At 68.6% G+C, this 23,524-nt stretch carries 24 protein-coding genes and 2 tRNA genes; 12 read left to right on the top strand and 14 right to left on the bottom strand.

All coding sequences use genetic code 11. The features are described from left to right. The first annotated feature begins 3 nt into the window (after nucleotides 1–3). The 3 genes from PV646_RS37185 to PV646_RS37175 all read left to right on the top strand — a co-directional run bounded on the left by PV646_RS37185 (nucleotide 4) and on the right by PV646_RS37175 (nucleotide 4,011). A complete protein-coding gene (locus PV646_RS37185) occupies nucleotides 4–903 on the top strand; it encodes a glycoside hydrolase family 18 protein (protein WP_500346990.1) in 900 nt (299 codons plus the stop codon). A gap of 110 nt (nucleotides 904–1,013) precedes the next feature. After that, a complete protein-coding gene (locus PV646_RS37180) occupies nucleotides 1,014–2,522 on the top strand; it encodes a PKD domain-containing protein (RefSeq protein WP_500346989.1) in 1,509 nt (502 codons plus the stop codon). A gap of 13 nt (nucleotides 2,523–2,535) precedes the next feature. Beyond that, complete coding sequence (locus PV646_RS37175) at nucleotides 2,536–4,011, top strand: hypothetical protein (protein WP_500346988.1); 1,476 nt, start codon at nucleotides 2,536–2,538, stop codon at nucleotides 4,009–4,011. Here the strand turns inward: PV646_RS37175 and PV646_RS37170 are convergent. Further along, the gene (locus tag PV646_RS37170; RefSeq protein ID WP_500346987.1) at nucleotides 4,008–5,144 is read right to left on the bottom strand and encodes a cytochrome P450; all 1,137 of its coding nucleotides are present in this window, start codon (nucleotides 5,142–5,144) and stop codon (nucleotides 4,008–4,010) included. The two genes, PV646_RS37175 and PV646_RS37170, sit on opposite strands and share 4 nt — an antisense overlap. A 169-nt stretch (nucleotides 5,145–5,313) precedes the next feature. On the opposite strand from PV646_RS37170, the gene PV646_RS37165 reads away from it, so the two are divergent. Then, complete coding sequence (locus tag PV646_RS37165; RefSeq protein ID WP_176946758.1) at nucleotides 5,314–5,490, top strand: hypothetical protein; 177 nt, start codon at nucleotides 5,314–5,316, stop codon at nucleotides 5,488–5,490. Between the two features lie 73 nt (nucleotides 5,491–5,563). Here PV646_RS37165 and PV646_RS37160 read toward each other — a convergent pair whose 3' ends face one another. From PV646_RS37160 to PV646_RS37150, 3 genes are read right to left on the bottom strand one after another with little or no spacing between them, the layout of a single operon-like run. After that, the gene (locus PV646_RS37160) at nucleotides 5,564–6,517 is read right to left on the bottom strand and encodes an ABC transporter substrate-binding protein (protein WP_500346986.1); all 954 of its coding nucleotides are present in this window, start codon (nucleotides 6,515–6,517) and stop codon (nucleotides 5,564–5,566) included. A gap of 12 nt (nucleotides 6,518–6,529) precedes the next feature. Beyond that, a complete protein-coding gene (locus PV646_RS37155) occupies nucleotides 6,530–8,470 on the bottom strand; it encodes an ABC transporter permease (RefSeq protein WP_500346985.1) in 1,941 nt (646 codons plus the stop codon). Nucleotide 8,471: 1 nt separating this feature from the next. Next, a complete protein-coding gene (locus PV646_RS37150) occupies nucleotides 8,472–9,617 on the bottom strand; it encodes a quaternary amine ABC transporter ATP-binding protein (RefSeq protein ID WP_500346984.1) in 1,146 nt (381 codons plus the stop codon). 115 nt (nucleotides 9,618–9,732) lie between these two features. On the opposite strand from PV646_RS37150, the gene PV646_RS37145 reads away from it, so the two are divergent. Then, nucleotides 9,733–10,671, top strand: a complete 939-nt coding sequence (locus PV646_RS37145; RefSeq protein WP_500347076.1) for an ABC transporter substrate-binding protein — start codon at nucleotides 9,733–9,735, stop codon at nucleotides 10,669–10,671. A gap of 9 nt (nucleotides 10,672–10,680) precedes the next feature. Here PV646_RS37145 and PV646_RS37140 read toward each other — a convergent pair whose 3' ends face one another. Next, nucleotides 10,681–12,450, bottom strand: a complete 1,770-nt coding sequence (locus PV646_RS37140) for a hypothetical protein (RefSeq protein ID WP_500346983.1) — start codon at nucleotides 12,448–12,450, stop codon at nucleotides 10,681–10,683. Between the two features lie 19 nt (nucleotides 12,451–12,469). On the opposite strand from PV646_RS37140, the gene PV646_RS37135 reads away from it, so the two are divergent. Further along, complete coding sequence (locus PV646_RS37135) at nucleotides 12,470–13,228, top strand: alpha/beta hydrolase family protein (protein ID WP_500346982.1); 759 nt, start codon at nucleotides 12,470–12,472, stop codon at nucleotides 13,226–13,228. 47 nt (nucleotides 13,229–13,275) lie between these two features. Here the strand turns inward: PV646_RS37135 and PV646_RS37130 are convergent. Next, nucleotides 13,276–13,349 (bottom strand) — tRNA-Pro (locus PV646_RS37130). 62 nt (nucleotides 13,350–13,411) lie between these two features. On the opposite strand from PV646_RS37130, the gene PV646_RS37125 reads away from it, so the two are divergent. After that, nucleotides 13,412–13,482: transfer RNA gene (locus PV646_RS37125), tRNA-Gly, on the top strand. A gap of 233 nt (nucleotides 13,483–13,715) precedes the next feature. On the opposite strand, the gene PV646_RS37120 is transcribed toward PV646_RS37125, so the two are convergent. Next, the gene (locus PV646_RS37120; protein WP_500346981.1) at nucleotides 13,716–14,270 is read right to left on the bottom strand and encodes an NAD(P)-dependent oxidoreductase; all 555 of its coding nucleotides are present in this window, start codon (nucleotides 14,268–14,270) and stop codon (nucleotides 13,716–13,718) included. Between the two features lie 57 nt (nucleotides 14,271–14,327). On the opposite strand from PV646_RS37120, the gene PV646_RS37115 reads away from it, so the two are divergent. The 3 genes from PV646_RS37115 (at nucleotide 14,328) to PV646_RS37105 (ending at nucleotide 15,481) form a co-directional block, all read left to right on the top strand. Beyond that, nucleotides 14,328–14,627 (top strand): winged helix-turn-helix transcriptional regulator, encoded by a 300-nt coding sequence (locus PV646_RS37115; protein WP_500346980.1) that lies wholly within the window; start codon nucleotides 14,328–14,330, stop codon nucleotides 14,625–14,627. After that, nucleotides 14,624–14,959 (top strand): VOC family protein, encoded by a 336-nt coding sequence (locus PV646_RS37110; RefSeq protein ID WP_500346979.1) that lies wholly within the window; start codon nucleotides 14,624–14,626, stop codon nucleotides 14,957–14,959. Before PV646_RS37115 ends, PV646_RS37110 begins: the two co-directional genes overlap by 4 nt. A 186-nt stretch (nucleotides 14,960–15,145) precedes the next feature. After that, the gene (locus PV646_RS37105; RefSeq protein WP_500346978.1) at nucleotides 15,146–15,481 is read left to right on the top strand and encodes a histidine triad nucleotide-binding protein; all 336 of its coding nucleotides are present in this window, start codon (nucleotides 15,146–15,148) and stop codon (nucleotides 15,479–15,481) included. Here the strand turns inward: PV646_RS37105 and PV646_RS37100 are convergent. Both PV646_RS37100 and PV646_RS37095 read right to left on the bottom strand, forming a co-directional pair. Further along, a complete protein-coding gene (locus PV646_RS37100) occupies nucleotides 15,462–16,070 on the bottom strand; it encodes an MBL fold metallo-hydrolase (RefSeq protein ID WP_500346977.1) in 609 nt (202 codons plus the stop codon). The genes PV646_RS37105 and PV646_RS37100 overlap by 20 nt on opposite strands. After that, entirely contained in the window at nucleotides 16,067–16,732 is a 666-nt protein-coding gene (locus PV646_RS37095) for a 2-phosphosulfolactate phosphatase (RefSeq protein WP_500346976.1), read from the bottom strand. The genes PV646_RS37100 and PV646_RS37095 overlap by 4 nt, the downstream gene beginning before the upstream one ends. Before the next feature lie 27 nt (nucleotides 16,733–16,759). Here PV646_RS37095 and PV646_RS37090 point away from each other — a divergent pair, with 27 nt between their 5' ends. Next, nucleotides 16,760–17,209: a ribose-5-phosphate isomerase gene (locus PV646_RS37090; RefSeq protein WP_500346975.1), complete on the top strand. Its 450-nt coding sequence runs from the start codon at nucleotides 16,760–16,762 to the stop codon at nucleotides 17,207–17,209. Next, nucleotides 17,209–18,009: an Fpg/Nei family DNA glycosylase gene (locus PV646_RS37085; RefSeq protein WP_500346974.1), complete on the top strand. Its 801-nt coding sequence runs from the start codon at nucleotides 17,209–17,211 to the stop codon at nucleotides 18,007–18,009. Before PV646_RS37090 ends, PV646_RS37085 begins: the two co-directional genes overlap by 1 nt. A gap of 57 nt (nucleotides 18,010–18,066) precedes the next feature. Here the strand turns inward: PV646_RS37085 and PV646_RS37080 are convergent, their stop codons facing one another. From PV646_RS37080 to PV646_RS37060, 5 genes are all read right to left on the bottom strand, one after another. Beyond that, nucleotides 18,067–18,804, bottom strand: a complete 738-nt coding sequence (locus PV646_RS37080; RefSeq protein WP_500346973.1) for a hypothetical protein — start codon at nucleotides 18,802–18,804, stop codon at nucleotides 18,067–18,069. Nucleotides 18,805–18,861: 57 nt separating this feature from the next. Continuing rightward, the gene (locus tag PV646_RS37075; protein ID WP_500346972.1) at nucleotides 18,862–20,076 is read right to left on the bottom strand and encodes a GNAT family N-acetyltransferase; all 1,215 of its coding nucleotides are present in this window, start codon (nucleotides 20,074–20,076) and stop codon (nucleotides 18,862–18,864) included. Between the two features lie 41 nt (nucleotides 20,077–20,117). Next, the gene (locus PV646_RS37070) at nucleotides 20,118–21,470 is read right to left on the bottom strand and encodes an aldehyde dehydrogenase family protein (RefSeq protein ID WP_500346971.1); all 1,353 of its coding nucleotides are present in this window, start codon (nucleotides 21,468–21,470) and stop codon (nucleotides 20,118–20,120) included. 481 nt (nucleotides 21,471–21,951) lie between these two features. Next, entirely contained in the window at nucleotides 21,952–22,791 is an 840-nt protein-coding gene (locus PV646_RS37065) for a DNA-3-methyladenine glycosylase family protein (RefSeq protein WP_500346970.1), read from the bottom strand. Between the two features lie 58 nt (nucleotides 22,792–22,849). Next, complete coding sequence (locus tag PV646_RS37060) at nucleotides 22,850–23,458, bottom strand: mycothiol-dependent nitroreductase Rv2466c family protein (RefSeq protein WP_500346969.1); 609 nt, start codon at nucleotides 23,456–23,458, stop codon at nucleotides 22,850–22,852. Nucleotides 23,459–23,524 lie beyond the last annotated feature (66 nt).

Raw genomic sequence — 23,524 nt, 5'->3', positions numbered from 1 at the left:
CGCATGAAGAAGCTGTTCCTCGCCCTGCTGCTGGTGGCGCTCGCCGCGCCACCGGCCCAGGCGGCCACCCAGAAGCGAACCGTCGTCTACTACCAGACCCAGTACAGCAACGGCGCGACCGGAACGTACGTCTCGCCGAAGCCCCTGCTCGACCGCGGCACCGGCGTCACGGACGTGCTCGTCGCCGCGATCCACCTCAACGACAACAGGATCGTCCACCTCAACGACCACCCGCCGTCGCACTCGCGGTACACCCGGATGTGGCAGGACCTCGCCGCGATGCAGGCCCGCGGCGTCAACGTGATCGGCATGGTCGGCGGTGCGGCCCCAGGTTCGTTCGCGAGGCTCGACACCCAGTTCGACACCTACTACCCGTTGCTGCGCGACACGATCCGCACGTACAAGCTCAACGGCGTCGACCTCGACGTCGAGGAACGCATGTCGATCGCGGGCATCCGACGCGTGATCGACCGGTTGAAGACCGACTTCGGCGCCGGCTTCATCGTCACGCTCTCCCCGGTGGCGAGCGCGTTGTGGGGCGGCGGCAACCTCTCCGGCTTCAACTACGAGGACCTGTACCGCAGCCACGGCTCGAAGATCGCGTGGTTCAACGGCCAGTTCTACAACGGCTGGGGCAACGCGGGCAGCACCGCGCACTACGACCAGATCGTCAACCGCCGGGTGATCCCGGCGAACAAGGTCGTGCTCGGCACGCTCACCAGCACGGCCAACGGCGGGTCGGGCTACGTGAACATGACGACGTTGAAGAACACCGTCACGAGCCTGAAGACCAAGTACACCGACTTCGGCGGCGTGGCGGGCTGGGAGTACTTCAACTCTCTGCCCGGCGGCACCACCGAGCCGTGGCGGTGGGCGGCGGACGTGACGGCCTGGCAGAAGTAGGCCGGACGGCGCAACTTGGGGCGGGGTGGGCAACCGACACCCCGCCCTCCTGCGTTAGGGGGCGGGGGCCTTCCACAGCCGGAGGGCAAAGTCAGAGGGGGAACTTTCGCATGCCTTCTTGGAGATCGATCGCGGTGGTCACCGCGGTCGCGCTGGGGATGATCACGCCGGGGGTCGCGCACGCAGCGCCGCCCGCCAACGACGACTTCGACTCCGCCACGGTCATCGGCGCGCTGCCGTACGCCGTCGAGCAGGACACGACGGAATCGACCAAGGTGCTGGACGATCCGGCCGGGTGCAACGGCTACTCGGTGCCGGGCTCCTCCTGGTACCGCTACACCGCGACCGAGGACGGCCTGCTGCGACTGAAGACCGAGGGCAGCGACCGCGACCTGAACGTGGCCACCTTCACCGGTGAGCGCGGCGACCTGAAGGCGGTCTGGAACTCCTTCTACGACGGCTGCACGACCGAGCGGGACACGCCGCTCACGTTCCCGGTGAAGGCCGGCACCACCTACCACTTCATGGTGAGCGGCACGAACAGTCCCGGTGGCCAGGTGAAGCTCGCGCTGGACCGGATCTCCCGCCTTCCCAACGACGATCTGGCAGGCGCCGAGCCGGTGACGACGCTGCCGTTCAGCGCGCCGCGGCCGGACTACACCCGCGCCTCCCGCGAGCGCAACGAGCCGAATGCCGGTGGTTGCGCCGGTTCGAGCGCGCCGTCGGTCTGGTACGCCTACACGCCCACGAGGAACCACTCGGTGCTCATGCACGTCGAGGGATGGGGTTCCGGCCCCACCGCGGCCGTCTACGAGGGCACCTCGATCGACGACCTGACCTTCCTCGGCTGTGAAGGTCCTCAGCACAGCGACGGCAAGTCGGTCGCCGTCACCGCCGGCAAGACGTACTACGTCCAGTGGTCCGGCGGTGGCTACTACAGCTACCCCTCGACCCTCGAACTGACCGAGTCGGAGCCGCTCCGGACGATCGTCTACACCGGGTACGACCACGAGCGGTCGGTCTTCGAGACCATCGGTTTCACCCTCGACCACACGAACGACCACGACGACCCCGTCACGACCGAGTGGGACTTCGGTGACGGCACGACCGCGCCGGCCGGCACGGCGAACAGCCAGTCGCACCGTTACGCCGCGGATGGCGTCTACACGGTGACCGTGCGCTCGAAGGCCGGTGACGGCCGCACGGCGACGAACACGACGACGGTCACGGTGAAGACGCACGACGTCGGCATCTCCAAGTTCACGGTGCCTGCCTCCGCGCGGGCGGGCGAGCAGAAGCAGATCTCCGTGCAGGTCTCGAACACCCGCTACCAGGAGAAGGTGAAGACCACCCTGTACCGCAGCGGTCCCAACGGATGGCAGGAGGTCGGCACGCTCACGATCGACGTGCCGGCGCACCCGACGCGCAAGGTGAAGTTCCCCTTCGCGTACACCTTCACCCCGCAGGACGCGGCGGCCGGCAAGGTCTCGTTCCGCGCGGTCGCCGAACCGCAGCTGTCGTACCCGGTGCGCGACTCGGTTCCGGGCGACAACGAGGTCATCGCGATCGCCACGACCGTCAAGCCGGCGCTGGTGTCCGCCGCCGCCGTCGCGAACTGATCCGGGGGAGATCATGAGACTGTCCAAGAGAATTCTCGCGTCCGCGTTCGCCGCGATGGTGCTGGCGACGTTCGCTCCCGCGGTGGCGCTGGCCGCTCCGGCGGGCGACGACTTCGACACCGCGACCGACGTCACCGCGCTGCCGTTCCAGTCGACGATCGACACGACCGGTGCCACCAAGGCGACCGACGACCCGAACGCCTGCAACCACTGGGGCGAGGGCTCGGTGTGGTTGCGCTACACCGCACCCGCGGACGGCATCGTCCGGCTGCGGACGCAGTCCACCCGGTTCGGGCCGTTCTTCGGCGTGTTCACCGGCCAGCGCGGCGCGCTCACGCCGGTGCAGGGCACCTGCGCCTCCAGCGCTCCCAACGACGACACGTTCCGCGTCCAGGCGGGTGTGACGTACCACGTCATGGTCGTCGAGTACTACCAGGGAAGCGGCGGCCAGGTCAGCGTGTCCCTGCTCCCGATCGCCGCCGCGCCGAACGACGCCCGCGCGGCGGCGGCACCCGTCGAGCTGTCCCAGCGCGTCGAGGGCGACCTGCGCCGCGCGTCGGCGGAGCCCGGCGAGCCCACGGCGAGCTGCGGCACCGGTGCGACGCAGTCGGTCTGGTACCGCTACACGCCGACGCAGGCGAAGTTCGTGCGGTTGATGTCCGGCTACGGTGTGGTGAGCGTCTACCGGGAGTCCGATCTGTCCGAACTGGACTGCAAACCGACCGGTCGCGACATCTACCCGGACGCCGTGTTCGCGGCGACGCCCGGCGAGTCCTACCTGATCCGGGTCGCGGACTCACCGGAGGACGCGGGGACGTTCTTCGTGGAGGTCGGCGAGGCGGCACCGCTGAAGCCGTACGTCTCCGCCTACCCCAACAACCCCACGGTGTTCACCGACGTCACGCTGCAGCCGTACACCGGTGACCCGCGGCCGTTCGTCAGCGGGACGGTGCACTTCGGTGACGGCGCTTCGGCCCCGATCGTGCCCGGTGAGCAGATCCGGCACCGGTACGCGGCCGACGGCGATTACACGCTCTCCGTGACCGGCACGACCAAGGACGGCCGCACCGGCACCGGATCGGGCACGCTGAAGGTCGACACGCACGACGTGGCCGTGACCGCGTTCACCGTGCCGGCGTCGGCACGAGCGGGCCAGACCAAGTCGTTCAAGGCCATGATCGCCAACACCCGGCACGACGAGAACGTCCGCGTGACGCTGTACAAGGTCGGCGGCGCCCCTGGCGGTTACGACCTGGAGATCGGCCGCAGCACGCAGTGGGTCGCGGCGTCCGCGTCCGGCAGGACCGGCTTCCCGTTCGCCTACACCTACTCGGCGGAGGACGCCGCGAAGGGCACGGTGGAGTTCCGCGTGGAGGCCACCATGCCCGACCGCGACTGGGGTTCGGACGCCAAGCCCGACGACAACCAGGCGCGCGCCACGACGACCAGCGTGCGCAAGGCGGCCGGGACGAACGCCGTGGCGAACTAGTCGAAGCGGAAGGTGGCTGTCTCGAGGTTGTCGAGCATCCACTGACGCCGTACCACCGGTGAGCCGGTTTCCCTGCGCAACAAGGGAAGCCGGCGCACCATCTCCTCGAGCAGCACCCGCTTCTCCAGTCGCGCGAGGCCGGCGCCCAGGCAGTGGTGCGGCCCGTGCCCGAACGTCATGATCCGCGTCTTGCGCCGGACGTCGAACGTGTCCGGGTCGGCGTAACGCGCGGGGTCGCGGTTGGCCGCGCTGAGCCACGCGCTCACCCACTGCCCCGCCTCGATCTCCTGGCCGCCGATCGTGACGTCGCGCATCACCTTCCGGCGCGGTCCCGGGAATACCGGGTACCAGCGCATGGTCTCCTCGATCGCCCCGGGGATCAGCGACGGGTCCGCGCCCAGTTCCTCCCAGCAGCCGAACTCGGTCAGGAACAGCACGGCGTTCGGGATCGTCGCGGCGGTCGTGTCCACGCCGGCGCCGAGCAGCATCGCGCAGTAGCCGATGAGGTCCCAGTCCGACATCGGCCTGCCGTCGACGAGATAGCCGGTGGCCTGTACGGCGAGCAGTTCGGCGATCAGCCCGTCACCGGGTTCCCCGCGCTGGCGGTCGAGCTCCGCGGCGAAGAACTCCGCCATCTCGGCCTGCTGCGGCACGGTGTTGGTCGTGACGGCGTCCTGGTACCACTTCTCCAGCCACTCGGTCATCCGCGTCTCGGCGCTCGGGTCGATTCCGAGCAGGTGGCAGATCACCCTGGTGGGCAACGGTTTGCCGAGGGCGGTGACCACGTCGAAGCCGGTGGGATCGAGGCCGTCGACCAACTCGGTGGCGATCTCGCGGATCAGGGTTTCGAGCTTCGACATCACCCGCGGGCTGAACGGGTCGGCGACGGCGGCCCTCAGGTCGCGGTGACGTTGCCCGTCCGCGGCCCACATGCCGCTCAGCACGGGGTTCGCGAGCGGCCTCGTCTCGTCGTCGAGGCCGTAGTCGGACGAGAAGCACTCGACGTCGGAGAGCACCCGCTGGACGTCGGCGAGGGAGAAGACGTGCCACGAGCCTAGCGCCGGATCGAAGTGCACCTCGGTCGCGGGATCGAAGAACTTCGCAGGCCGGGTGGGTAAGTGGGCGACAGTCATGCCCTCGATCGTCGCCCCTTACCCAGTCCGGCGGGATCCGCTGATCCGGCTATCGGAGTGCGACGTAAGGGGTCCGGCGAGGCGACCTTAGGTGATCGTCCGATGTCGGAGCCCACCCCTCAGGAGTTGTCTCATCGTCATCAGGAAGACGAACCGAGGAGTGAGTCGGATGGAATGGACGCCCGAGGCGATCAAGGCGGAGATGGACTACCGGCAGGAGGCCCTGCGAGAGGACGCCCGCCGCGTCCAGGAGTACTACCGCAACGGCGGGAAGCCGCGGTCGTGGTGGCACCGGATGACGCACCGGCACGAGCCTGAGGTTCCCGCCGGGCCACAGGCTGCGTGATGCCGGGGGTAGTCGTAGGGGGTGTGGTTCCTCTCGTCCAGGAACCACACCCCCTACGACTCGTGCTTCTCGGCTAGGCCTTGGGCAGCCAGGCCTTGACCTTGTCGGCGTTGGCGTCCGCCCACTTCTTGGCGGCGTCCTCGGGCTTCATCTTGTCCTCGGCGATGTACTTCGCCACGGTGTTCTGGTCCTCGTTGGTCCACTTGAAGTTCTTGACCAGCTGGAAGGCCGGGCCGTTGGCGTCCGCGAACTTCTTCGACACGAGCTTGTCGAGGTCGTAGTCCGGGTAGTCGCAGGCGATCTTCTCGGCGTCGGCGTCACAACCCGGCGTGTACGCGGGCAGCTTCACCTTCTCCAGCTTGATCTCGTTGAGCAGCCACTGCGGCGAGTAGAAGTAGCCGATGACCCACTTCTTGTCCTTCTCCGCCTGGCGGAAGGCCTGGATCAGCGCGGTCTCGCTGCCGCCGTAGACGACCTTGTAGTTGAGGTTCAGGTTCTTCACCAGAGCCTCGTCGTTGGTCACGAACGACGGGTCGCCGTCGAGCAGCTGGCCCTTGTCGCCGGACTCGGAGGTCTTGAACTGGTCGGCGTACTTGTTGAGGTTGTTCCAGTCCAGGATGTCGGGGTGCTCCTTGGCGAGCCACGGCGGCACGTACCAGCCGATCTGGCCCTTCACGCCCGTGGACCCCGCGCTGACGGCGGTCTTCTGCTCGTCGATGTACTTCTTGCGCAGGTCGTCGTGGCCCCAGTTCTCGACCACGGCGTCGACCTCACCGGTGCCGAAGCCCTGCCAGGCCACCTCTTCCTTGAGCTCCTTCTTGGTGACCTTGCACTTGAGCTCCTTCTCGGCCACGTACGCGAGCACGGCCGCGTTCGCCTCGTAACCGACCCACGGGTTGATCGCGAGGTTGAACGTGCCGCAGTCACCGGTCGCACCCGAGGAGGTGTCACCGACCTTGGCGCCACCGCAACCAGCCAAAGCGAGTGCTCCGACGAGCACCGCTCCCAGCACGCTGTGCCTTGCCACTTTCCAGACCTCCTAGTTGGTCCACCGCTTGGCGGCCGCCTGGGTGAGGCGGTCGAGCATGACGCCCAGCACGACGATCGCGAGTCCGGCCGCGAGCCCCTTGCCGTACAACTGGCCCTGCGAGAACCCGGCCACCACGTCGTAACCGAGCGCGCCGGCGCCGACGAGACCGCCGACGACGACCATCGAGAGCACGTAGATCAGTCCTTGGTTGGCGGCGAGCGTCAACGCGCCGCGCGCCATGGGCAGCTGCACCTTCACGATCGTCTGCCACGAGTTCGACCCCAGCGCCGTGGACGCCTCGACGGTCGCGGGCGACACCGCGCGGATGCCGTCCGCGATGATCTTGATCGCCACGGGTGCCGCGAACACCACCGCGGCGACGATGGCGGTGAAGCGCGACGCGGAGAACAACGCCAGGAAGGGCACCAGGTAGACGAAGGCCGGCATGACCTGGGCGGCGTCGAGGACCGGCCGGATGAACCGGTCGGCTCGCCTGCTCCGTCCCATCCAGACACCGACGACGATCCCGAGCAGCATCACCAGGATCGTGGCGACCAGGGTGGACGCCAGCGTGATCATCGAGTCCTGCCAGAGGCCGGTCGCGATCAGCAGGGCGATGCACACGGCCGAGACGATCGCGGACCGGACGCCGCCGATCATGAACGACAGCGCCACGATCACCAGCGCCACCAGGAACCACGGCGACTCGGCCAGCAGCGCCTGCAGCGGGTTGATCAACGCGAACGTGACGAAGTCCTTGAAACCGTTGGTGAGCACCGGAAGCGAGTCCTGCGCCCACTCCGTCACGGCCGTGGCGCCCTTGTTGATCGAGCTGCCGATCTCCACGTCCGACTGGAACTCCGCCGCCCACAGGTAGGTGTAGGAGAGGTAGACGCAGACGGCCGTGACACCGGCACCGCCGTACAGCGCCCAGCGCGGGAGCTTGCGGCGTTCGCTCGCCGCGGCGGTGGTCACGCGGTCCAGCACGATGGCCAGCACCACGATCGCGAGGCCCGCGTTGAACGCCGTGCCGACGTCGAGGGTCTGCAGCGCCTTCACGACGGTCTTGCCGAGACCCGGCGCGTCGATCAGCGCGGCGATCGTGACCATGGCCAGCGCGGCCATGATCGTCTGGTTGACGCCGAGCACGATGGTCTTGCGCGCGGACGGCAGCAGCACCTTCACCAGCGTCTGGTTCCGCGTCGCGCCAAGGGACTCACTCGCCTCGACGGTGGTGCGCGGCACCGAGCGGATGGCGTGCGCGGTGATCCGGATCGCGGGCGGCGCCGCGTAGATCAGCGTCGCGATCGTCGCACTCGCCGGACCGATCAGGAAGAACAGCGTCAGCGGTGCCAGGTAGACGAACGTCGGCATCGTCTGCATGAAGTCGAGCACCGGGGTCAGGACCCGGTTGACCCGATCGGACAGTCCCGCCCAGATTCCCAGCGGAATGCCGATGAGCAAGGAGATCACGACCGCGGCCAGCGTCAGGGAGAGCGTGTCCATGCTCTCCTGCCACAGGCCTTGCAGACCGAGGAACACGAAGCCCGCGACAGCGAGCAGCGCGATCCGCCAGCCGGCGACCGCGAGGCTGACGAAGCCGGCGATCGCGACCACACCGAGCCAGCCGATCACCGGCACGGGCCGGCCGAACGACGGCTGCGCGATCAGGGCCTGGATGAACGTCACGAACTCGTCGATGACGAGCCGGATCTCGTTGAAGAAGTACAGGAAGACGGGGTTCGAGTTCCTGGACGCGCCGACCGCGTCGTTGACGCTGTTGATCCAGCGGTGCAACGGCGTGAGGTCGGCGGCACCGAGCGCGAGCGTCCCGACGTTGCGGAACACCAGCCACAGCACCAGCCAGGCGACCACGATCGCGGCGAAGATCAACGATTTCTTGTGCTGGAACAGTCGGGGGAGCTGCCGAGGGGCGGCGACGGCGACCATGTCACGCCTCCCCGGCCACGACCCCGAGGATCTCCTCGTCCGCGACCACACCGAGCAGTTCACCGTCCCGCACGACCTTCACCGGCTTGTCGGCGCTCAGCACGCTGCGGACGGCCTCCCGCACCACGGTCTCCGGGGACAGCTCAGGACCGTCGAGCTCGTCGTCCGGGCGCGGCGGGCGCATGATCCACTTCAGCGTCAGCACGTGCGACTTGGGCACGTCCCTCACGAAGTCGCGCACGTAGTCGTCCGCCGGTGCGCCGACCAGCTCGTCGCCGGTGCCGACCTGCACGACCTTGCCGTCACGCATGATCAGGATGCGGTCGCCCAGCTTGAGCGCCTCGCTGAGGTCGTGGGTGATGAACACCATCGTCTTGCCGACCTCGCGGTGCAGCCTGATGACCTCGGACTGCATGTCGCGCCGGATCAGCGGGTCGAGCGCGGAGAAGGGTTCGTCGAAGAACAGGACGTCGGGGTCGCCCGCCAATGCGCGTGCGAGACCGACGCGTTGCTGCATACCGCCGGAGAGTTGATCCGGATAGGACTTCTCGTAACCGGACAGTCCGACGAGGTCGATCACCTCCTGTGACCGCTCGCCACGTTTCGCCCGCGGTACCCCGCGGATTTCCAGGCCGTAACCGACGTTGTCGGCCACCGTCCGATGTGGGAGAAGACCGAAGTGCTGGAACACCATGGAAAATTTGTTCCTGCGGAGGTCGCGCAGACGCTTGGCGTCCGCGTCGAGAATGTTCTCGCCCTCGAACAGAATCGTTCCAGCGGTCGGTTCCACCAGCCGCGTGAGACAGCGGACCAGTGTGGACTTGCCCGAACCGGACAATCCCATGACCACGAACATCTCACCGGGAGCGACGTCGAAGTCGACGCCCCGCACGGCGGCGACGGCACCGGTGCGGTCCATCAACTCCTGCCGCGACAACGATTTGAGCTCGTCCGAGGCCACCACTTGGGATGCGTTGGGGCCAAACACCTTCCACAGGTCCCTGACCGAAATCACGGGATCCACGCCAAACCACTCCGACCTGTTGCGGACTGCGCACACTGTTTCTCGATGCGCGACAGCATCGACCTTCGCACGAGTACGGTCAAGGGCTGATACAAATCTGATCCTTTGTGGACAACCGGTCATCCCATGACTTGACGCCGTCTGATCGATCGGGAAAAGCTGAACGAACCGGTCTCCTGCACCGCTCTCCCCCTCCGATGAGGAGCTGTTCGTGCAAGCCCCCAGAATCGCTCTGGCAATGATGCTCGTGTTGACAATTGCCGGATGTGGCGGTGGATCAACAGCATCACCGCGTTCCAGTTCGGCAGCCCCCAGCGAGCCCTGCGACTCCATCACCATCGCGGTCAATCCATGGGTCGGCTATGAAGCGAACGCGGCCGTGGTCGCGTATCTCGCCGAGAAGCGGCTCGGCTGCAAGGTGACGAAGAAGGAAGTCGACGAGCAGACGGCCTGGCAGGGCCTCGACTCCGGCGAGATCGACGTGATCCTGGAGAACTGGGGTCACGAGGACCTGAAGCAGAAGTACATCGAAGAGAAGCGCACCGCCGTGCGGGTCGGCCCGTCCGGCAACAAGGGCGTGATCGGCTGGTACGTGCCGCCGTGGATGAAAAAAGAGTTCCCGGACATCACGAACTGGCAGAACCTCAACAAGTACGCCGAGAAGTTCAGGACGGCCCAGTCCGAGGGCAAGGGCCAGGTGCTCGACGGCGACCCGTCGTTCGTGACGAACGACGAGGCCCTGGTCAAGAACCTGGGCCTGAACTACAAGGTCGTCTACGCGGGCAGCGAGGAGGCCAGCATCAAGGCCTTCCGGCAGGCGCAGGAGAAGAAGACGCCGCTCATCGGCTACTTCTTCGAACCGCAGTGGCTGCACCTCGACATCGAACTGGTCAAGATCGAACTGCCCGAGTACACGGCGGGCTGTGACGCGGACGCGGCCAAGGTCGCCTGCGACTACCCGCGCTACGAGCTCGACAAGATCGCGTCGAAGAAGTTCATGGACAAGCGCGGCCCCGCGGCCAGGCTCGTGCAGAACTTCCAGTGGAGCAACGACGAGCAGGACACGGTCGCGTCGTTCATCGCGAAGTACAAGATGTCGCCCGACGAGGCGGCGAAGCGGTGGGTCGAGGCGAACCCGGACCGGGTCGAGGACTGGCTGTCGAAGGCCAAGCCGTAACTTCCGTCCTCAACTCCTCCCGCGCGACCACCACTTCTCGTCGGGGCCGGAGATGTCCTCGACGCTGAGCCTGCGGACCGACCCCGCTCGCTTGAGCCGGGCCACCAGCTGGTCCTCCCGTTGCGCGAGCCGGCGGTAGATCTCCACGGCGGAGGTCTCCTGCCGGCTCTGCTGCCCGTTCTGGGCACGTCGTTCCACGGTGCGCCAGTTGCCGAGGAACTCGAGCGTCAGGTCGGCGACGGCCTGCCCGGCGTGCGCGGTCAGCGTGTCGGCGGGCGAGGCGAACCGTCCCGCGTGGAACGCCAGGTTCCGGGTGACGTAGAGCCACTCCAGCAGCGCGGCGGCGGTGTCCTCCTGTTCGCGCAACCAGCCCGCGAGGACCTTCGAGTCCGCGAGCCGGGCGCGCCACAGTTCGGTGAGGTCCTGCACGAGCCCGCCCTCGCTCTCGGCGAGCGCCGTGATGGACTTCTGGGCAGCGTCCAGGTCCGCGTTCGGACGGTTGTGCTCGACGAGGACCTCGAGCCACGTGTCCACGGACTTCAGGTGGTGCTTCACGCCGGTGGTCGGCACGTGCGCGTCGAGCGGTTTGCGCAGTTCGGTGTCGTGCGTGGTGAGCACGACGTGCAGGCTGACGAGGTGCTGCCGCAGCATCTGCAGCGCACACGCCTTGGCCAGCCACGCGATCTTGCTCGGGTCGAGCCCGGTCGCCTCCAGCGCACTCCACGCGAGCCCGGCGCTGGCCATCGGCGCGTCGACCTGCCGCGCCAGGTTCGCCACCCGCATCGCACTGCGCAGCTCAGCCGGCCAGTAGGCGGTGAGCGGGTAGGCGTTGCCGACCGTGCGCTGGTGCTCGGTGCCGCGCGTGACCCGCCCACCCGGCTCGCTGACCTGCCAGACGGGCGCGATGTGCAGTTCGGTGAGCCGCTCCCCCGCCGCGTACTGGTCGAGCACCTCGCTGAGGACGCGGCGGCCCTTCAGGGCGGCCGTGTGCACGTCCGCTGCCACGACCGGCACCCGCACCAGCACCGACGACCCGTTGACGGCGTCCTTCAGGAAGTCGTCCTTCGGCAACCTGTTGCGGTGCAACGGCTCCTGCCGCGCACCGGGCAACAGCCCGTCCAGGTGCCTGAGCACCCGCGCGCCCCTGACCACGAGCGCCACGACGTGCTTCTGCTCCTTCGGCCACAGCACGCCACCGAGATCGCCGGGCTTCTTGAGCCACCGCAAGAGGTCTGTCCTGAGCTGCCTGCCGTCCCGCCCGTGCATCGCCACCACGACCGCGACCTCGGCGATCATCCTGGCGCGCAACGGAAGCTCCACCCCGTTCCACAGTGGAGTGACCCACTTCTGCACGGCGTTGCGCAACGCCCTCGGGTCGAGCTTCGCCGCCGCGGCCGCCGTCACCTGCGGATCGATCTTCTGCCCGTCTGCCGCGATGGCCGCGTCGACCTTCACCAGCACCCTGCGCGCCTTGGCGAGTTCCAGCCCACCGCCGTGCTCGTAGGCGGGCTTGGCCGCGTCCATGCACGCGAGCGAGGTGGCGATGATGCGACGCAACAGGTTCCACCGCGGCTGGTCCTCGGCCGCGTGACTCTCCAACGCGGTCTGGGCACGCGTGACGGCGAGAACAGCGCTGTTGAGCCCCGCGACGTGCTCACCGAGGTGCGCGTCGGGATCAAGCGCCCGGAGCACACCCTGCAGCAACGCCCGCTGCCCCCGGCCGAGCCCGGCGTCGTCGAACGCCTGCCGCAGCCGGTCGTCGAGGTACTGATAGCGCACGTGACGCACCATAGAGGGCATGGACAACCGGAAAGCGGTCTTCGCGGGCATCAACGGCCAGGCACTGGCAGGCCGCCTGGAACTGCCCGCGGGTGACATCACCGCCACCGCCGTCTTCGCGCACTGCTTCACCTGCGGCAAGGACTCGGTGGCCGCCAGCCGCATCTCCCGCCGCCTGGCCGAACGCGGAGTGGCGGTGCTCCGGTTCGACTTCACCGGCCTGGGCCAGTCCGACGGCGACTTCGCCAACACCACGTTCACGTCCAACGTCGACGACCTCGTCTGCGCCGCCACCCACCTGCGCGACACCATCGGCGCCCCGAGCGTCCTCATCGGACACTCTCTGGGAGGCGCCGCCGTACTCGCCGCCGCACACCAGATCCCCGAGGTCAGAGCCGTCGTCACGATCGGAGCGCCGTTCGACACCTCCCACGTCGAGCACCTGCTCGGCCCGTCGCGCGAGAAGATCGAGACCGACGGCGTGGCCGAGGTGCTGCTGGCAGGCCGCCCGTTCCGGATCAGCAACGGCTTCCTGCGCGACATCAACCAGCAGAACCAGACAGCCTGCATCGCGGGCCTCGGACGCGCCCTGCTCGTCATGCACTCCCCGCAGGACGACACGGTGGGCGTCGACAACGCGAGGCTCGTCTTCGACTCGGCGCGGCACCCCAAGTCGTTCGTGTCGCTGGACGGCGCCGACCACCTGCTGACCGACCGCGCGGACGCCGCGTACGTGGCGGAGGTGCTCGCGGCGTGGGCGGGGCGCTACCTCGGGTAAGCCGAAAGCCCTCGACCACGTGCTTCGTCGAGGGCTTTCGTCAACCGTCGGGGCGACAGGATTTGAACCTGCGACCCCCCGCTCCCAAAGCGGGTGCGCTACCAAACTGCGCCACGCCCCGGTTGCACCCAGCTTACCGCCACCCGCTAAGGTAGTGATCGCAGCCCCGCAAAGGGCGGCAACGCGGGCGTAGCTCAATGGTAGAGCCCTAGTCTTCCAAACTAGCTACGCGGGTTCGATTCCCGTCGCCCGCTCGCGACCGAGGTCGGCCCATGTCTGCGGAGAACGCAGACCGGGTCGGCCTCTCGTCCTTTTTCTGGGGGCCGAGCCCCCAGACCCCAGCCGGGGCGGTCCCCGGACCCCCATCACGTGGGGGGTCACCTCGTGCGGGCGGGTTACCTCGTGCGGGCGGGTTACCTCGTGCAGGCGAGTCACCTCGTGCAGGCGGGTCACCTCGTGCAGGGGGGTCACGTCACGAAGAGCGGGTCTACGTCGAGGCGATGCCGATTTGGGTGTGGCGGTGGGTCGGGCTGTCGATTTCGTCGGCCACGGCCAGTGCGAAGTCCTCGTAGGTCAGGGTGTCCGCTGGGGCGGGCCCGCTCACCTGGTAGCGGCCCGTCGAGGTGCCGCCGAAGTTGCCTGCCGGGCTCATCACCAGCCAGTTCGCGTTGGCGGCGGCCAGTACCTCGACTCCTGCCGCGTGTCCCAGGCAGAACGGCCTGTGTTCGGCCGGGAAGTCAGGGGCGTCCAGGAAGCGGACGCCCGGCGCGGTCTCCAGCAGCGGGTAGATGCCGACCACGATGATGCGGCCGATGCCCGATGCGACCAGCGCGCGGGCGGCTGAGGTGTAGAACTCCGCCGGGTCTCGGGAGAGGTCGGCCACCGTGCTCACCGCTACGTCGTGGCCCGCCGCCACCTCTGCTGCCGCCTCCACGCCGGGGGTGCGGCCGATCCTCGTGACCTCGTGGCCGCGGGACTCCGCGACGGCCGCGATGTGCCGTCCTGCCTTGCCGGACGCACCGAAAACAACGATCTTCGTCATGAGCGCGAAGGTAGGGTGCGGACAGCCGGTTTCCGCAACGATATCGGGGGTGAGCAGGTGCAATGCGCGCACGAACTGCCGTACCAGATCGGTGACAAGTGGACCGCGCACGTGTTGCGGGGGCTGCAGGACGGGCGTCGGCGGTTCGGTGAGTTGCGGGCCGGGATGTCCTGGGTGACGCCCAAGGTGCTCGCTGAGACGTTGCGGGCCATGGAGCGCGAGGGCACGGTTTCGCGCGAGGCGTTCGAGGAAAACCCGCCGCGGGTCGAGTACGAGCTGACGGCGCACGGGCGCAAGGTGCTCGGACTGCTCGACCTGTGTTGTGACTGGGCCCGAGAGAACCTGGTGGAGACGTGAGGCTCGAACAGATCGTCATCGACAGCAACGACCCGGCGAAGCTCGTCCGGTTCTGGGCGGAACTGCTCGGCGGCGAGCCGGTGAACCGCGAGCTCGGGTGGGCACACGTCGAACCGCCCGGCGGCGTGCGGATGTCGTTCCAGCCGGTGCCGGAGCGCAAGGACGTGAAGAACCGGTTCCACCTCGACTTCGAGGTCGACGACATCGAGGCGGCGGTCGTGAAGGCCGTGAGCCTCGGGGCCACCCGCGAAGGTGTCGTGCACACCGACGAGCAGGGCAGCTTCCAGGTCATGCGCGACCCCGAGGGCAACGAGTTCTGCTTCGTCCGCTGAACCCCTACTGAACGGCGCGCCAGAGCGCCTCACCGAAGCGGATCGCGAGGACCAGGAGCAGCACGCCGATCGCGAAGCTGATGAGGCACCGGACGATGACCAGCAGTTTGGTGCCCTTCATGCCGTCATGGTTCATCGCCGCCGGGGAGCAGCAACAGAGTCCATCGGGACCAATACGATGCCGTTGTGACCGACTGCCTGTTCTGCCGCATCGTCGCGGGCGAGATCCCGGCGACCGTCGTGACGGAGACCGAGACGACGCTCGCGTTCCGCGACATCGATCCCAAGGCGCCGACGCACGTCCTGGTGATCCCCAAGGAGCACCACACGGCGATCGGCGACGTCGACCCGGTGCTCGCGGGGCAGATCCTCGCCACCGCGCACCAGGTCGCGAAGTCCGAGGGCGTCGACTCCTCCGGCTACCGCCTCGTCTTCAACACCGGGAAGGACGGCGGTCAGACCGTCTTCCACGTGCACTGCCACGTCCTCGGCGGGCGCGGTCTCACGTGGCCTCCGGGATGACCATCTCCCGCACGAACTGAGCGTCGACCGGGTCCCCGTGGCCCGGCACGACGATCCGCGGATCGAGCTCCAGCAGCAGGTCGAGGACGTGGCGCCAGTTCGACGGTGTCGCGTCCGGCCCTGCCTGAGCGGGTGCGCCCTGTTCCACCAGGTCTCCCGCGAACACGACGCCGGCGTCCGGCACGTGCACGACCACGTCGTGCGAGGTGTGCGCGGGACCGAAGTGGTGCAGGTCGACCCTGCGTCCGCCGACGTCGAAGGTGACGGTGTCGCGGAACGTGTGGGTGGGCGCGACGAGCCTGCCCTCGAACAGGTCGTCGTAGTGCTTCGCGCGGTCTTCGAGCAGCGAGTCGTCCACCACGCAGCCCTCATGTGCCCACACCTCGCACGGCAGGAACGCCTCGGTGGCCAGCACGTGGTCGAAGTGGTTGTGCGTCAACACGATCCGCGACGGGCGGATCTCGCGCGCGAGCGCCGGGTCCATGCCGGAGTCGACGAGCAGTGAGTCACCCGTCCCGGTGATGAGGCCGAGGGTCAGGTCCAGCTCCGCGTGGCGGCGGACGAACACGCCGGGCGCGATCTCGATCACCGCAGCACCCCGTCGACCAGGACAGGGGCAACGCCGCTGACGTTGATCTGGGTCGCGAGGCCGACGTCGGCGGTGTGGCCGTTCTCGATCAGCTCCCGGCCCGACCCGCAGTCCCTCACCGCCGCCGGTACGTCGGTGGTCCGGAACGCCGTGGCCGCCATCCGGGCCTCCGGCGACGCGGTGCCCTGCAAAGCGGCCAGCACGGCGCCCGCTCCCAGGTAGTCCTCGACACACGGCCGCAACGGCCCGAACTCCCGGGGGCCGGACTTGAGAATGTCGAGTCCCCACCGCTCGCCGCCGGGGACCACACCGATCGTCTTCCCCAGTTCCTGCGCCCTCCTGGCCACCGCTGTCGCGTTGCGCAGGCACGCCGCGAGCACGTGGGCGCCCGTCTCCCCGGCGAGCGAACACAGGTTCGACCCGTTCGGCGACGGCAGCTCGACCAACCCGGCCGCCTCCACGAGTGATGCTGGTCGCAACGTCTTCCCCGAAGCGGGCTTCCACCGCGACGGACGGACCTGGCCACCGTTGCCGACCACCAGGTCGACGGACGTGGTGAACGACAGCACGTCCACCACGACCAGCACGTCGCAGTCCCGCAGCGCGCGGACGCCGTCAGGCCCCCATTCCAACCTCAGCTGGTACCCCTCTTGGCTGAACACGACCCCCAGCGTGTCAGACTCCGTGACGTGCGCGTTTATCTGGCAGCAGACCACGCTGGCTTCGAGCTGAAGTCCCACCTGTCCACGGCTCTCACCGAGCAGGGGTACGAGGTCGTCGACGTCGGCGCCCATGAGTACGACGCCCAGGACGACTACGTGTCGTTCTGCGTCGACGCGGCCGAGAAGGTCGTCGCGGACTCCGGCAGCCTGGGTGTCGTGATCGGCGGTTCCGGCAACGGCGAGCAGATCGCCGCGAACAAGGTGAAGGGCGCCCGCGCCGCGCTGGCGTGGAACGTCGACACCGCGCAGCTCGCCCGCCAGCACAACGACGCCCTGCTCGTCGGCATCGGTGCCCGCCAGCACACGGCAGAGGAAGCGACCGAGATCGTGTCCGCGTTCCTCAAGACGCCGTTCTCGGGCGAGCCGCGCCACCAGCGCCGCATCGACCAGGTCAGTGCGTACGAAAACAAGGCCTGATGCCTGAGGGGCACACGCTGCACCGCCTCGCGCGGCTGCACCAGCGCCGGTACGCGGGCAAGCCCGTGTCCGTCACCAGTCCGCAAGGGCGCTTCTCGGCGTCCCTTGTGGACGGACGGAAGCTGCTGCGCGCCGAGGCCCACGGGAAACACCTGTTCCACGTCTACGGCCCTGACGCGATCGTGCACGTCCACCTCGGGCTGTACGGCACGTTCACCGAGTCGCCGCTGCCGGTCCTGCTGCCCGTGGGCCAGGTCCGGATGCGGATGGCCGGCGAGACGCACTGGACGGACCTGCGCGGCCCGACCGCGTGCGAGGTGCTGAACAAGGCCGAGGTCAAGGCGATCCAGCAGCGGCTCGGGCCCGACCCGTTGCGTCGTGACGCCGACTCGGACCGCGCCTACGAGCGGATCATCCGGTCGAAGCAGTCGCTGGCCGTGCTGCTGATGGACCAGAGCGTCCTCGCGGGCGTCGGCAACGTCTACCGCGCCGAGGTGCTGTTCCGGCACAACGTGAACCCGCTGCTGACCGGCAACAAGGTCAGCCGTGAGCTGTGGGACGCGATCTGGGCGGACCTCGTCGTGCTGATGAAGGACGGCGTGAAGGTCGGCCAGATCAACACCGTCCGCACCGAGCACATGCCCCGTGCCATGGGTCGCGCGCCACGCGTGGATCGGCACGGCGGTGAGGTGTACGTCTACCGCCGTGCCGGGGAGCCGTGCCTGGTCTGCGGCACCGAGGTCCTGACCACCGAACTGGCGGCTCGCAACCTCTTCTGGTGCCCTGTCTGTCAGCCCTGATTTTTTGGGTCGGGGGGCTTTTGGGGTGCGGCTGGAAAGTGCTCAGTTGATGAGCACTTAGAAGTCGAACCCGCCCATGTCACCGAAGTCGAAGCCGCCGGAGTCGGGGATGTCGGCCACGTCGGAGACGCCGCCCATGTCCCCCATGCCGACGTCGCCCATTCCCGCGTCACCCATGCCGTAGTCGCCGACACCGTGCATGCCGGAGAACATGGCGTCCATCAGCAGGAACGTGCCCACGCCCCATGCGCCGGCCACGAGCGCGGGCTTCCACCACGGCTCGGAGTACCAGCCACGCGGCACCGGGCGTCCGGCGACCATGCCACCGGGGTAGTAGTAGGGCGTGCCCTGGCCGGAGTGCGCCGACGCGGCGTACTGGTGGCCCTCGACGCTGACCTGACGGTCCTCGCTGACGGCACCCGCCTGCTTCTGACCCGCGCTCTCGGGCAGCGCGGGGCCGGGGTCCATGCCCATGGCCTCCCGCGCCGCGCGCACGTAGTGCAGGCCTTCCATCGCGGTCTCGGTGACCAGCTTGGTCTGCGGGATCGTGCGGGCCTGCTCCATCTGGGACCCGGCGGCGGTGAAGCGCTCGGACGCGTCCGCCATCGCCTGCGTCGACGCGGTGTTGCTGCCGGTGAGGCTCATCACCTGCCCACCCAGCCGCTCGACCCAGCGGCGTGCTTCCGCCTTGGCGTCGTCGAGCTCCCGCGCCTTGCGCGCGTTGCTCTGACTGACCAGGTAGAACACGCCTGCGACGAGCAGTACCAGCACTACGACCCACACGATGGTGCCCACGGCTTTACCTCCCACACCAGGTGAACCGTCAACGAGCGAGCACCGTCGTGAGTTCCGTCAGAACACCTCGGGGCAGTGCGGCTCGTGTGTGCCGAGGAACGCAATCGTCAGCGCGTCCACGTGTCCGGGCGTGTGCTCGACCACGCGATGTGCGCGCCTGAGCACGGAAAGCCGTGCACCACCGAGGAAAGCGCTGCCGAGCGCGGCGATGTCCAGCGACACGTCCGCCGGGTCGTCGGTGCGCGCGACCGTCGCCTCGCCACCCTTGACGGTCAGGCGCCACTTGCCGGAGTTCCACGGACAGAACGAGTCCTCGACCTCCAGCACACTGTCCACATCGGACGAATAAGTGCGCAGCGGTAGTGCGCGGTCGATGTCGACGATCCGAATCCACAGCGCGTCAGAGGCCTCGCGGCGGACCTTTCGCGGGTTGTCGACCATGTGCAGGATCGGGTCGTCCCAGGCGGTGTAGAAGGAGATCGACGCGGCGAGGTCCATGTCCAGCAGGAACCGGTAGAGGTCGGCGTAGGCCTGTTCGGTCGTGCAGACCAGCTCGCGCACGTGCAGTTCACTGGCCGGCCCGCTCGGATCGCCGTTCGCCTTCACCCGGAAGACCACGTAGCCCTCGGGATGCAGGCAGTAGCGGTACGAGGAAAGGCCGTCGCGGTCGACCTCCCGGTCCGCGAGGTGCACGTCCCAGGTGTGCTCGACGCGGCTCAGCCAGCCGACTCGTGTGCGCCGCACCTGCTCGTAGAACTCACGCATGACGGGCAGCGCTTCTTCTCGCGACACCTGACGGATCCGTGCGTCGCTGACGTGCACGTTGGGATGGAACGGCATACGCGTGGGCATCGTGAGCATGGCGATGCTCGTCGTGTACTCGCCGTAGCCGAACCTGCGGTAGATGGAGCCTTCCGACGCCCACAGCATCGCGAGCGGCTCACCACTCTCGTGCATGCCGTGCAGTTGTGCCTTCATCAGCAACGACGCCACGCCACGACGCCGATGACCGGGCTTCACTCCCACCACGGTCACCGCGCCCGCCGGGGCCTGACGACCCCCCGGAACGGTGACCTCGCGGGTCAGGATCCCGCCGGTGCCGATCATCTCGTCGCCGTCGAACACCGCGTGCGCCCGGTCCGGTTCGAGGACCTTGAGCCACTTGCTGTCCTCCCCCGTCACGTCGGCGAGGAAGGCCCAGGCCATCACCCGCTGGAAGTCGGGGAAGTCGGATTCGGTGATCGTCCTGATGTTCAGCGCCGAGTCAGCCATGCCCGCAGTGATACGCGGGTACGGCGCGACTCGCAGCCCAATTACCGCTGGACCGACTTGACCTCGCAGAACTCGTCCAGCCCGAACTTCCCGAACTCGCGCCCGTTGCCCGACTGCCGGTACCCGCCGAACGGCGCGCTCGTGTTGAACGCGGCGGCGTTGATGTCGACCTGCCCGGTCCGCAGCTTCCTGGCGATCTTCATGGCGCGCTCGGTGTCCGCCGAGAACACGGCGCCCGCGAGCCCGTAGATGGTGGAGTTCGCGATCCGCACCGCGTCGGCCTCGTCGGTGTACGGCATGACCGACAACACCGGCCCGAAGATCTCCTCCTGCGCGATGGTCATCTCCGGCGTCACCCCGCCGAACACCGTCGGCGCGACGTAGAACCCCTGCGGCAACGGCGCGTCCGGTCCACCGGCGGCCAGCGTCGCACCTTCCTCGACACCCTTGCGGATGTACCCGACAACCCGATCCCGCTGAGCCCTCGACACCGCCGGCCCGATCCGCGTGGACGGCTCCCCCGGATCAGCCGACGTGTACTTCTTCGCGGCCTGGGCAGCCAGCTCGACAGCCTCGTCGTGCCGGTCCCGAGGGACGAGCAGCCGAGTCCACGCGCTGCACGCCTGCCCGTTGTTCATGAACGAGTTGGCCACCGCGATCTTCACCGCCCGCCCGAGGTCGGCGTCGTCCAGCACGATGCACGCGGACTTACCGCCCAACTCGAGCGCGACCCGCTTCACCGTCTCCGCGGCCACCACCGACACCCGGCGCCCGGCCTTCGTGGAGCCGGTGAACGACACCATGTCGACGTCCGGATGCGCGGCCAACGCCTCACCGACCGTGTGGCCGGTGCCGTGCACCAGCTGGAACACGCCCTCGGGCGTGGCCATCGCGACGATCTCGGCCAGCAGGTCGGCCGTGTGCGGCGCGAGCTCGCTGGGCTTGAGCACCACGGTGTTGCCCGCCGCGAGCGCCGGCACGACCTTCGCGACCATCTGCTGCAGCGGGAAGTTCCACGGCGTGATGGCCGCGACCACCCCGACCGGCTCGCGGAAGACCAGCGAGTTGCCGATCTCCTCGGGCTCGAAGTAGCCGCCCTCGATGACTTCTGCCACGCCTTCCGCGATGGCGATGGGGTTCGCGACCTGCACCTTCTGGCTGAAGGTGAGGGGCGTGCCCATCTCGCGCGTCATGGTCGCCGCCAGTTCGCCGGCTCGTTCCTTGAGGCCCTCGATGATCGCCCGGACTGCCTTGGCCCGTTCCTCTGGCGAGGTCTCCGACCAGGCCGGGAAGGCCTCTGCCGCGGCTGCCACGGCGGTGTCGACGTCGGCCGGGGTGCCCTCGGCGAGCGTGCCGATGACTTCCTCGGTGGCGGGGTTGACGACCTCGATCACGAGAGCCCTCCTGGCGGATGTGACACGACTTCGCTGTTGATGGGTCAGGGTGTCACATCTTGGGGCGGGGGTCACGTCGAGGCGGTGTGAGGCTGGTGGGGGTGAGCGGGTGGGGCTGTGGGTGTCGGCTGGCAGAGGTGGGTTGGCGGCGGGCGCTGGGTGGGCGGCGGGCGCTGGGGGGCGGCGGGCGCTGGGGCGGTGGGCGGCAACTGGATGGCGAGCGGCGGCTGGGCTGCGGGCGAGCGGTAGGCGATGGGCGACCAGCTGGATAGCGGGCGGGCGTGGATTGGCGGGCAGGCGTGGGTTGGCGGCGGATGGATGGCAGGCAGGCGGCGAGCGCGGGCTGGGCGAAGGGTCCGGCGGGCCAAGCGCCGGGTGGGCTGCCGGTGGAGCCGGTGGACGGTGCGCGGGGTCAACAGTGGCGTGAGCGGGCAGCGCGGGTCGGTGGAGGCGAGCGAGCGACGGCGGCGCGGCCAAGCCTTCAGGCCGACGCCAGCGCACCTCCCAGGCGCCGCTCCCGCAGCACGCGGAGGTGCACCGCCGCCCAGGTCCGGTAGGGCCGCCACGCCTCGGACACCTCCGCCAGCGGCCGGCCGTACCGTTCGGCTACCTCGTCGGTCAGCCGGGACTCGTTGTGCGGCACGGCATCCGGCTCGTTCGCTCCGCGCAGCACCACCAGTTCGGCGGCGAACGGGCCCAGGCCCTTGACCTGTTGCACCGCCAGCACGGCGGCGGCGGGCTTCATCGCTCGCAACGTCACGCAGTCCAACAGTCCGTCCAACGCCGCCTCCGCCACGGCACGCAGGTACTCCGGTTTGCGGCCGGGCAGGTCCAGGTCCAGGGATAGCAGCTCGGCGGGTGTGGGGAACACGCCGTCCCGCAGCAGCGACGCCTTCAGCGCTGCCGCCTGGGACACGCGGATTCGCTGGGACAGCACCGACCAGGCCGCGGCCTCGTACGGCGAGTAGAAGCCGCACGGCCGTAAGCCGGGTAACAACGCCTGGGCCGACGCGATCACCGGATCGCGCAGCCCGACTGCGGGCCACTCGCGGCCGTCCACGTCCAGCGACAGGAAGCGGCACACCTGGGCTGCGGCCAGGTCCAGGTCGCCGGCGCCGGACAGAGAGAGGAAAGCAGTGGTGCCGCGCTGGGTCACGGAGACCGAGGCACGGCGCCACTCGCCTTCGACCAGGAACGTCGCCTGCAGCGCCTCGTCGGAGCGCGGAGGCAGCGCGGACGGCGTGAAGCCCTCCCAGAAAGCCCGGGACGTGCCGAGCGACCAGGGGCCCTGAACTGCGACTTCGACGTGGTGGTGTGCCATGTCGAGGACGCTAGCCAGGACCCCTGACAGAAAAACTCAGCTCAAGCCCTCAACGGCCTCAGCTGAAGTCGAGGTCACCCGAACGGGTCCGCTTGAGCTCGAAGAAGTACGGGTAGCCGGCCAGCAGCTTGGCGCCGTCGAAGATGGTGCCCGCCTCCTCGCCCCGCGGGATCTTCGTCAGCACCGGGCCGAAGAACGCGACGCCGTCGATGTGGATGGTCGGCGTGCCGACGTCCATGCCGACCGGGTCCATGCCGCGGTGGTGCGACGCCCGCAGCGCCTCGTCGTACTCGGTCGAGTGCGCGGCCTCGGCGAGCTCGGCCGGAAGTTCGGCGTCGGCCAGCGCGAGCTTGATGATCTCGTCGAAGTCCTGGTTGCCCTCGTTGTGGATGCGCGTGCCCATCGCGGCGTACAGCTTCGGCAGCACCTCGTTGCCGAACTTCTGCTCCGCGGCGATGGCCACGCGAACCGGACCCCAGCCTTTGGTCATGAGCTCGCGGTACTGCTCGGGCAGGTCGCGGCCCTCGTTCAGCACGGCGAGGCTCATCACGTGGAAGCTCAGGTCGATGTCGCGGACCTTCTCCACCTCCAGGATCCACCGGGAGGAGATCCAGGCGAACGGGCAGAGAGGGTCGAAGTAGAAGTCGACCTTCGCCTTGTCGGTCATGCGTGCCCCTTTAGTGACGGTCGGTGGCGTTATCGCCCCATCAGCCCAACCAGATCACCCTGTCAT

It is taken from the genome of Streptomyces sp. ID05-26A (assembly GCF_033794685.1).
Lineage (GTDB): Bacteria > Actinomycetota > Actinomycetes > Mycobacteriales > Pseudonocardiaceae > Lentzea.
The sequence above is the reverse complement of the archived record's forward strand: the minus strand, read 5'-3'. Positions and strand labels throughout refer to the sequence as shown.

Coding starts and splice junctions, on each gene's coding strand:
- PV646_RS37185 (WP_500346990.1), top strand. CDS start 4: ATGAAGAAGCTGTTCCTCGCCCTGCTGCTGGTGGCGCTCGCCGCGCCA.
- PV646_RS37180 (WP_500346989.1), top strand. CDS start 1,014: ATGCCTTCTTGGAGATCGATCGCGGTGGTCACCGCGGTCGCGCTGGGG.
- PV646_RS37175 (WP_500346988.1), top strand. CDS start 2,536: ATGAGACTGTCCAAGAGAATTCTCGCGTCCGCGTTCGCCGCGATGGTG.
- PV646_RS37170 (WP_500346987.1), bottom strand. CDS start 5,144: ATGACTGTCGCCCACTTACCCACCCGGCCTGCGAAGTTCTTCGATCCC.
- PV646_RS37165 (WP_176946758.1), top strand. CDS start 5,314: ATGGAATGGACGCCCGAGGCGATCAAGGCGGAGATGGACTACCGGCAG.
- PV646_RS37155 (WP_500346985.1), bottom strand. CDS start 8,470: ATGGTCGCCGTCGCCGCCCCTCGGCAGCTCCCCCGACTGTTCCAGCAC.
- PV646_RS37150 (WP_500346984.1), bottom strand. CDS start 9,617: ATGACCGGTTGTCCACAAAGGATCAGATTTGTATCAGCCCTTGACCGT.
- PV646_RS37145 (WP_500347076.1), top strand. CDS start 9,733: ATGATGCTCGTGTTGACAATTGCCGGATGTGGCGGTGGATCAACAGCA.
- PV646_RS37135 (WP_500346982.1), top strand. CDS start 12,470: ATGGACAACCGGAAAGCGGTCTTCGCGGGCATCAACGGCCAGGCACTG.
- PV646_RS37120 (WP_500346981.1), bottom strand. CDS start 14,270: ATGACGAAGATCGTTGTTTTCGGTGCGTCCGGCAAGGCAGGACGGCAC.
- PV646_RS37085 (WP_500346974.1), top strand. CDS start 17,209: ATGCCTGAGGGGCACACGCTGCACCGCCTCGCGCGGCTGCACCAGCGC.
- PV646_RS37075 (WP_500346972.1), bottom strand. CDS start 20,076: ATGGCTGACTCGGCGCTGAACATCAGGACGATCACCGAATCCGACTTC.
- PV646_RS37065 (WP_500346970.1), bottom strand. CDS start 22,791: ATGGCACACCACCACGTCGAAGTCGCAGTTCAGGGCCCCTGGTCGCTC.
- PV646_RS37060 (WP_500346969.1), bottom strand. CDS start 23,458: ATGACCGACAAGGCGAAGGTCGACTTCTACTTCGACCCTCTCTGCCCG.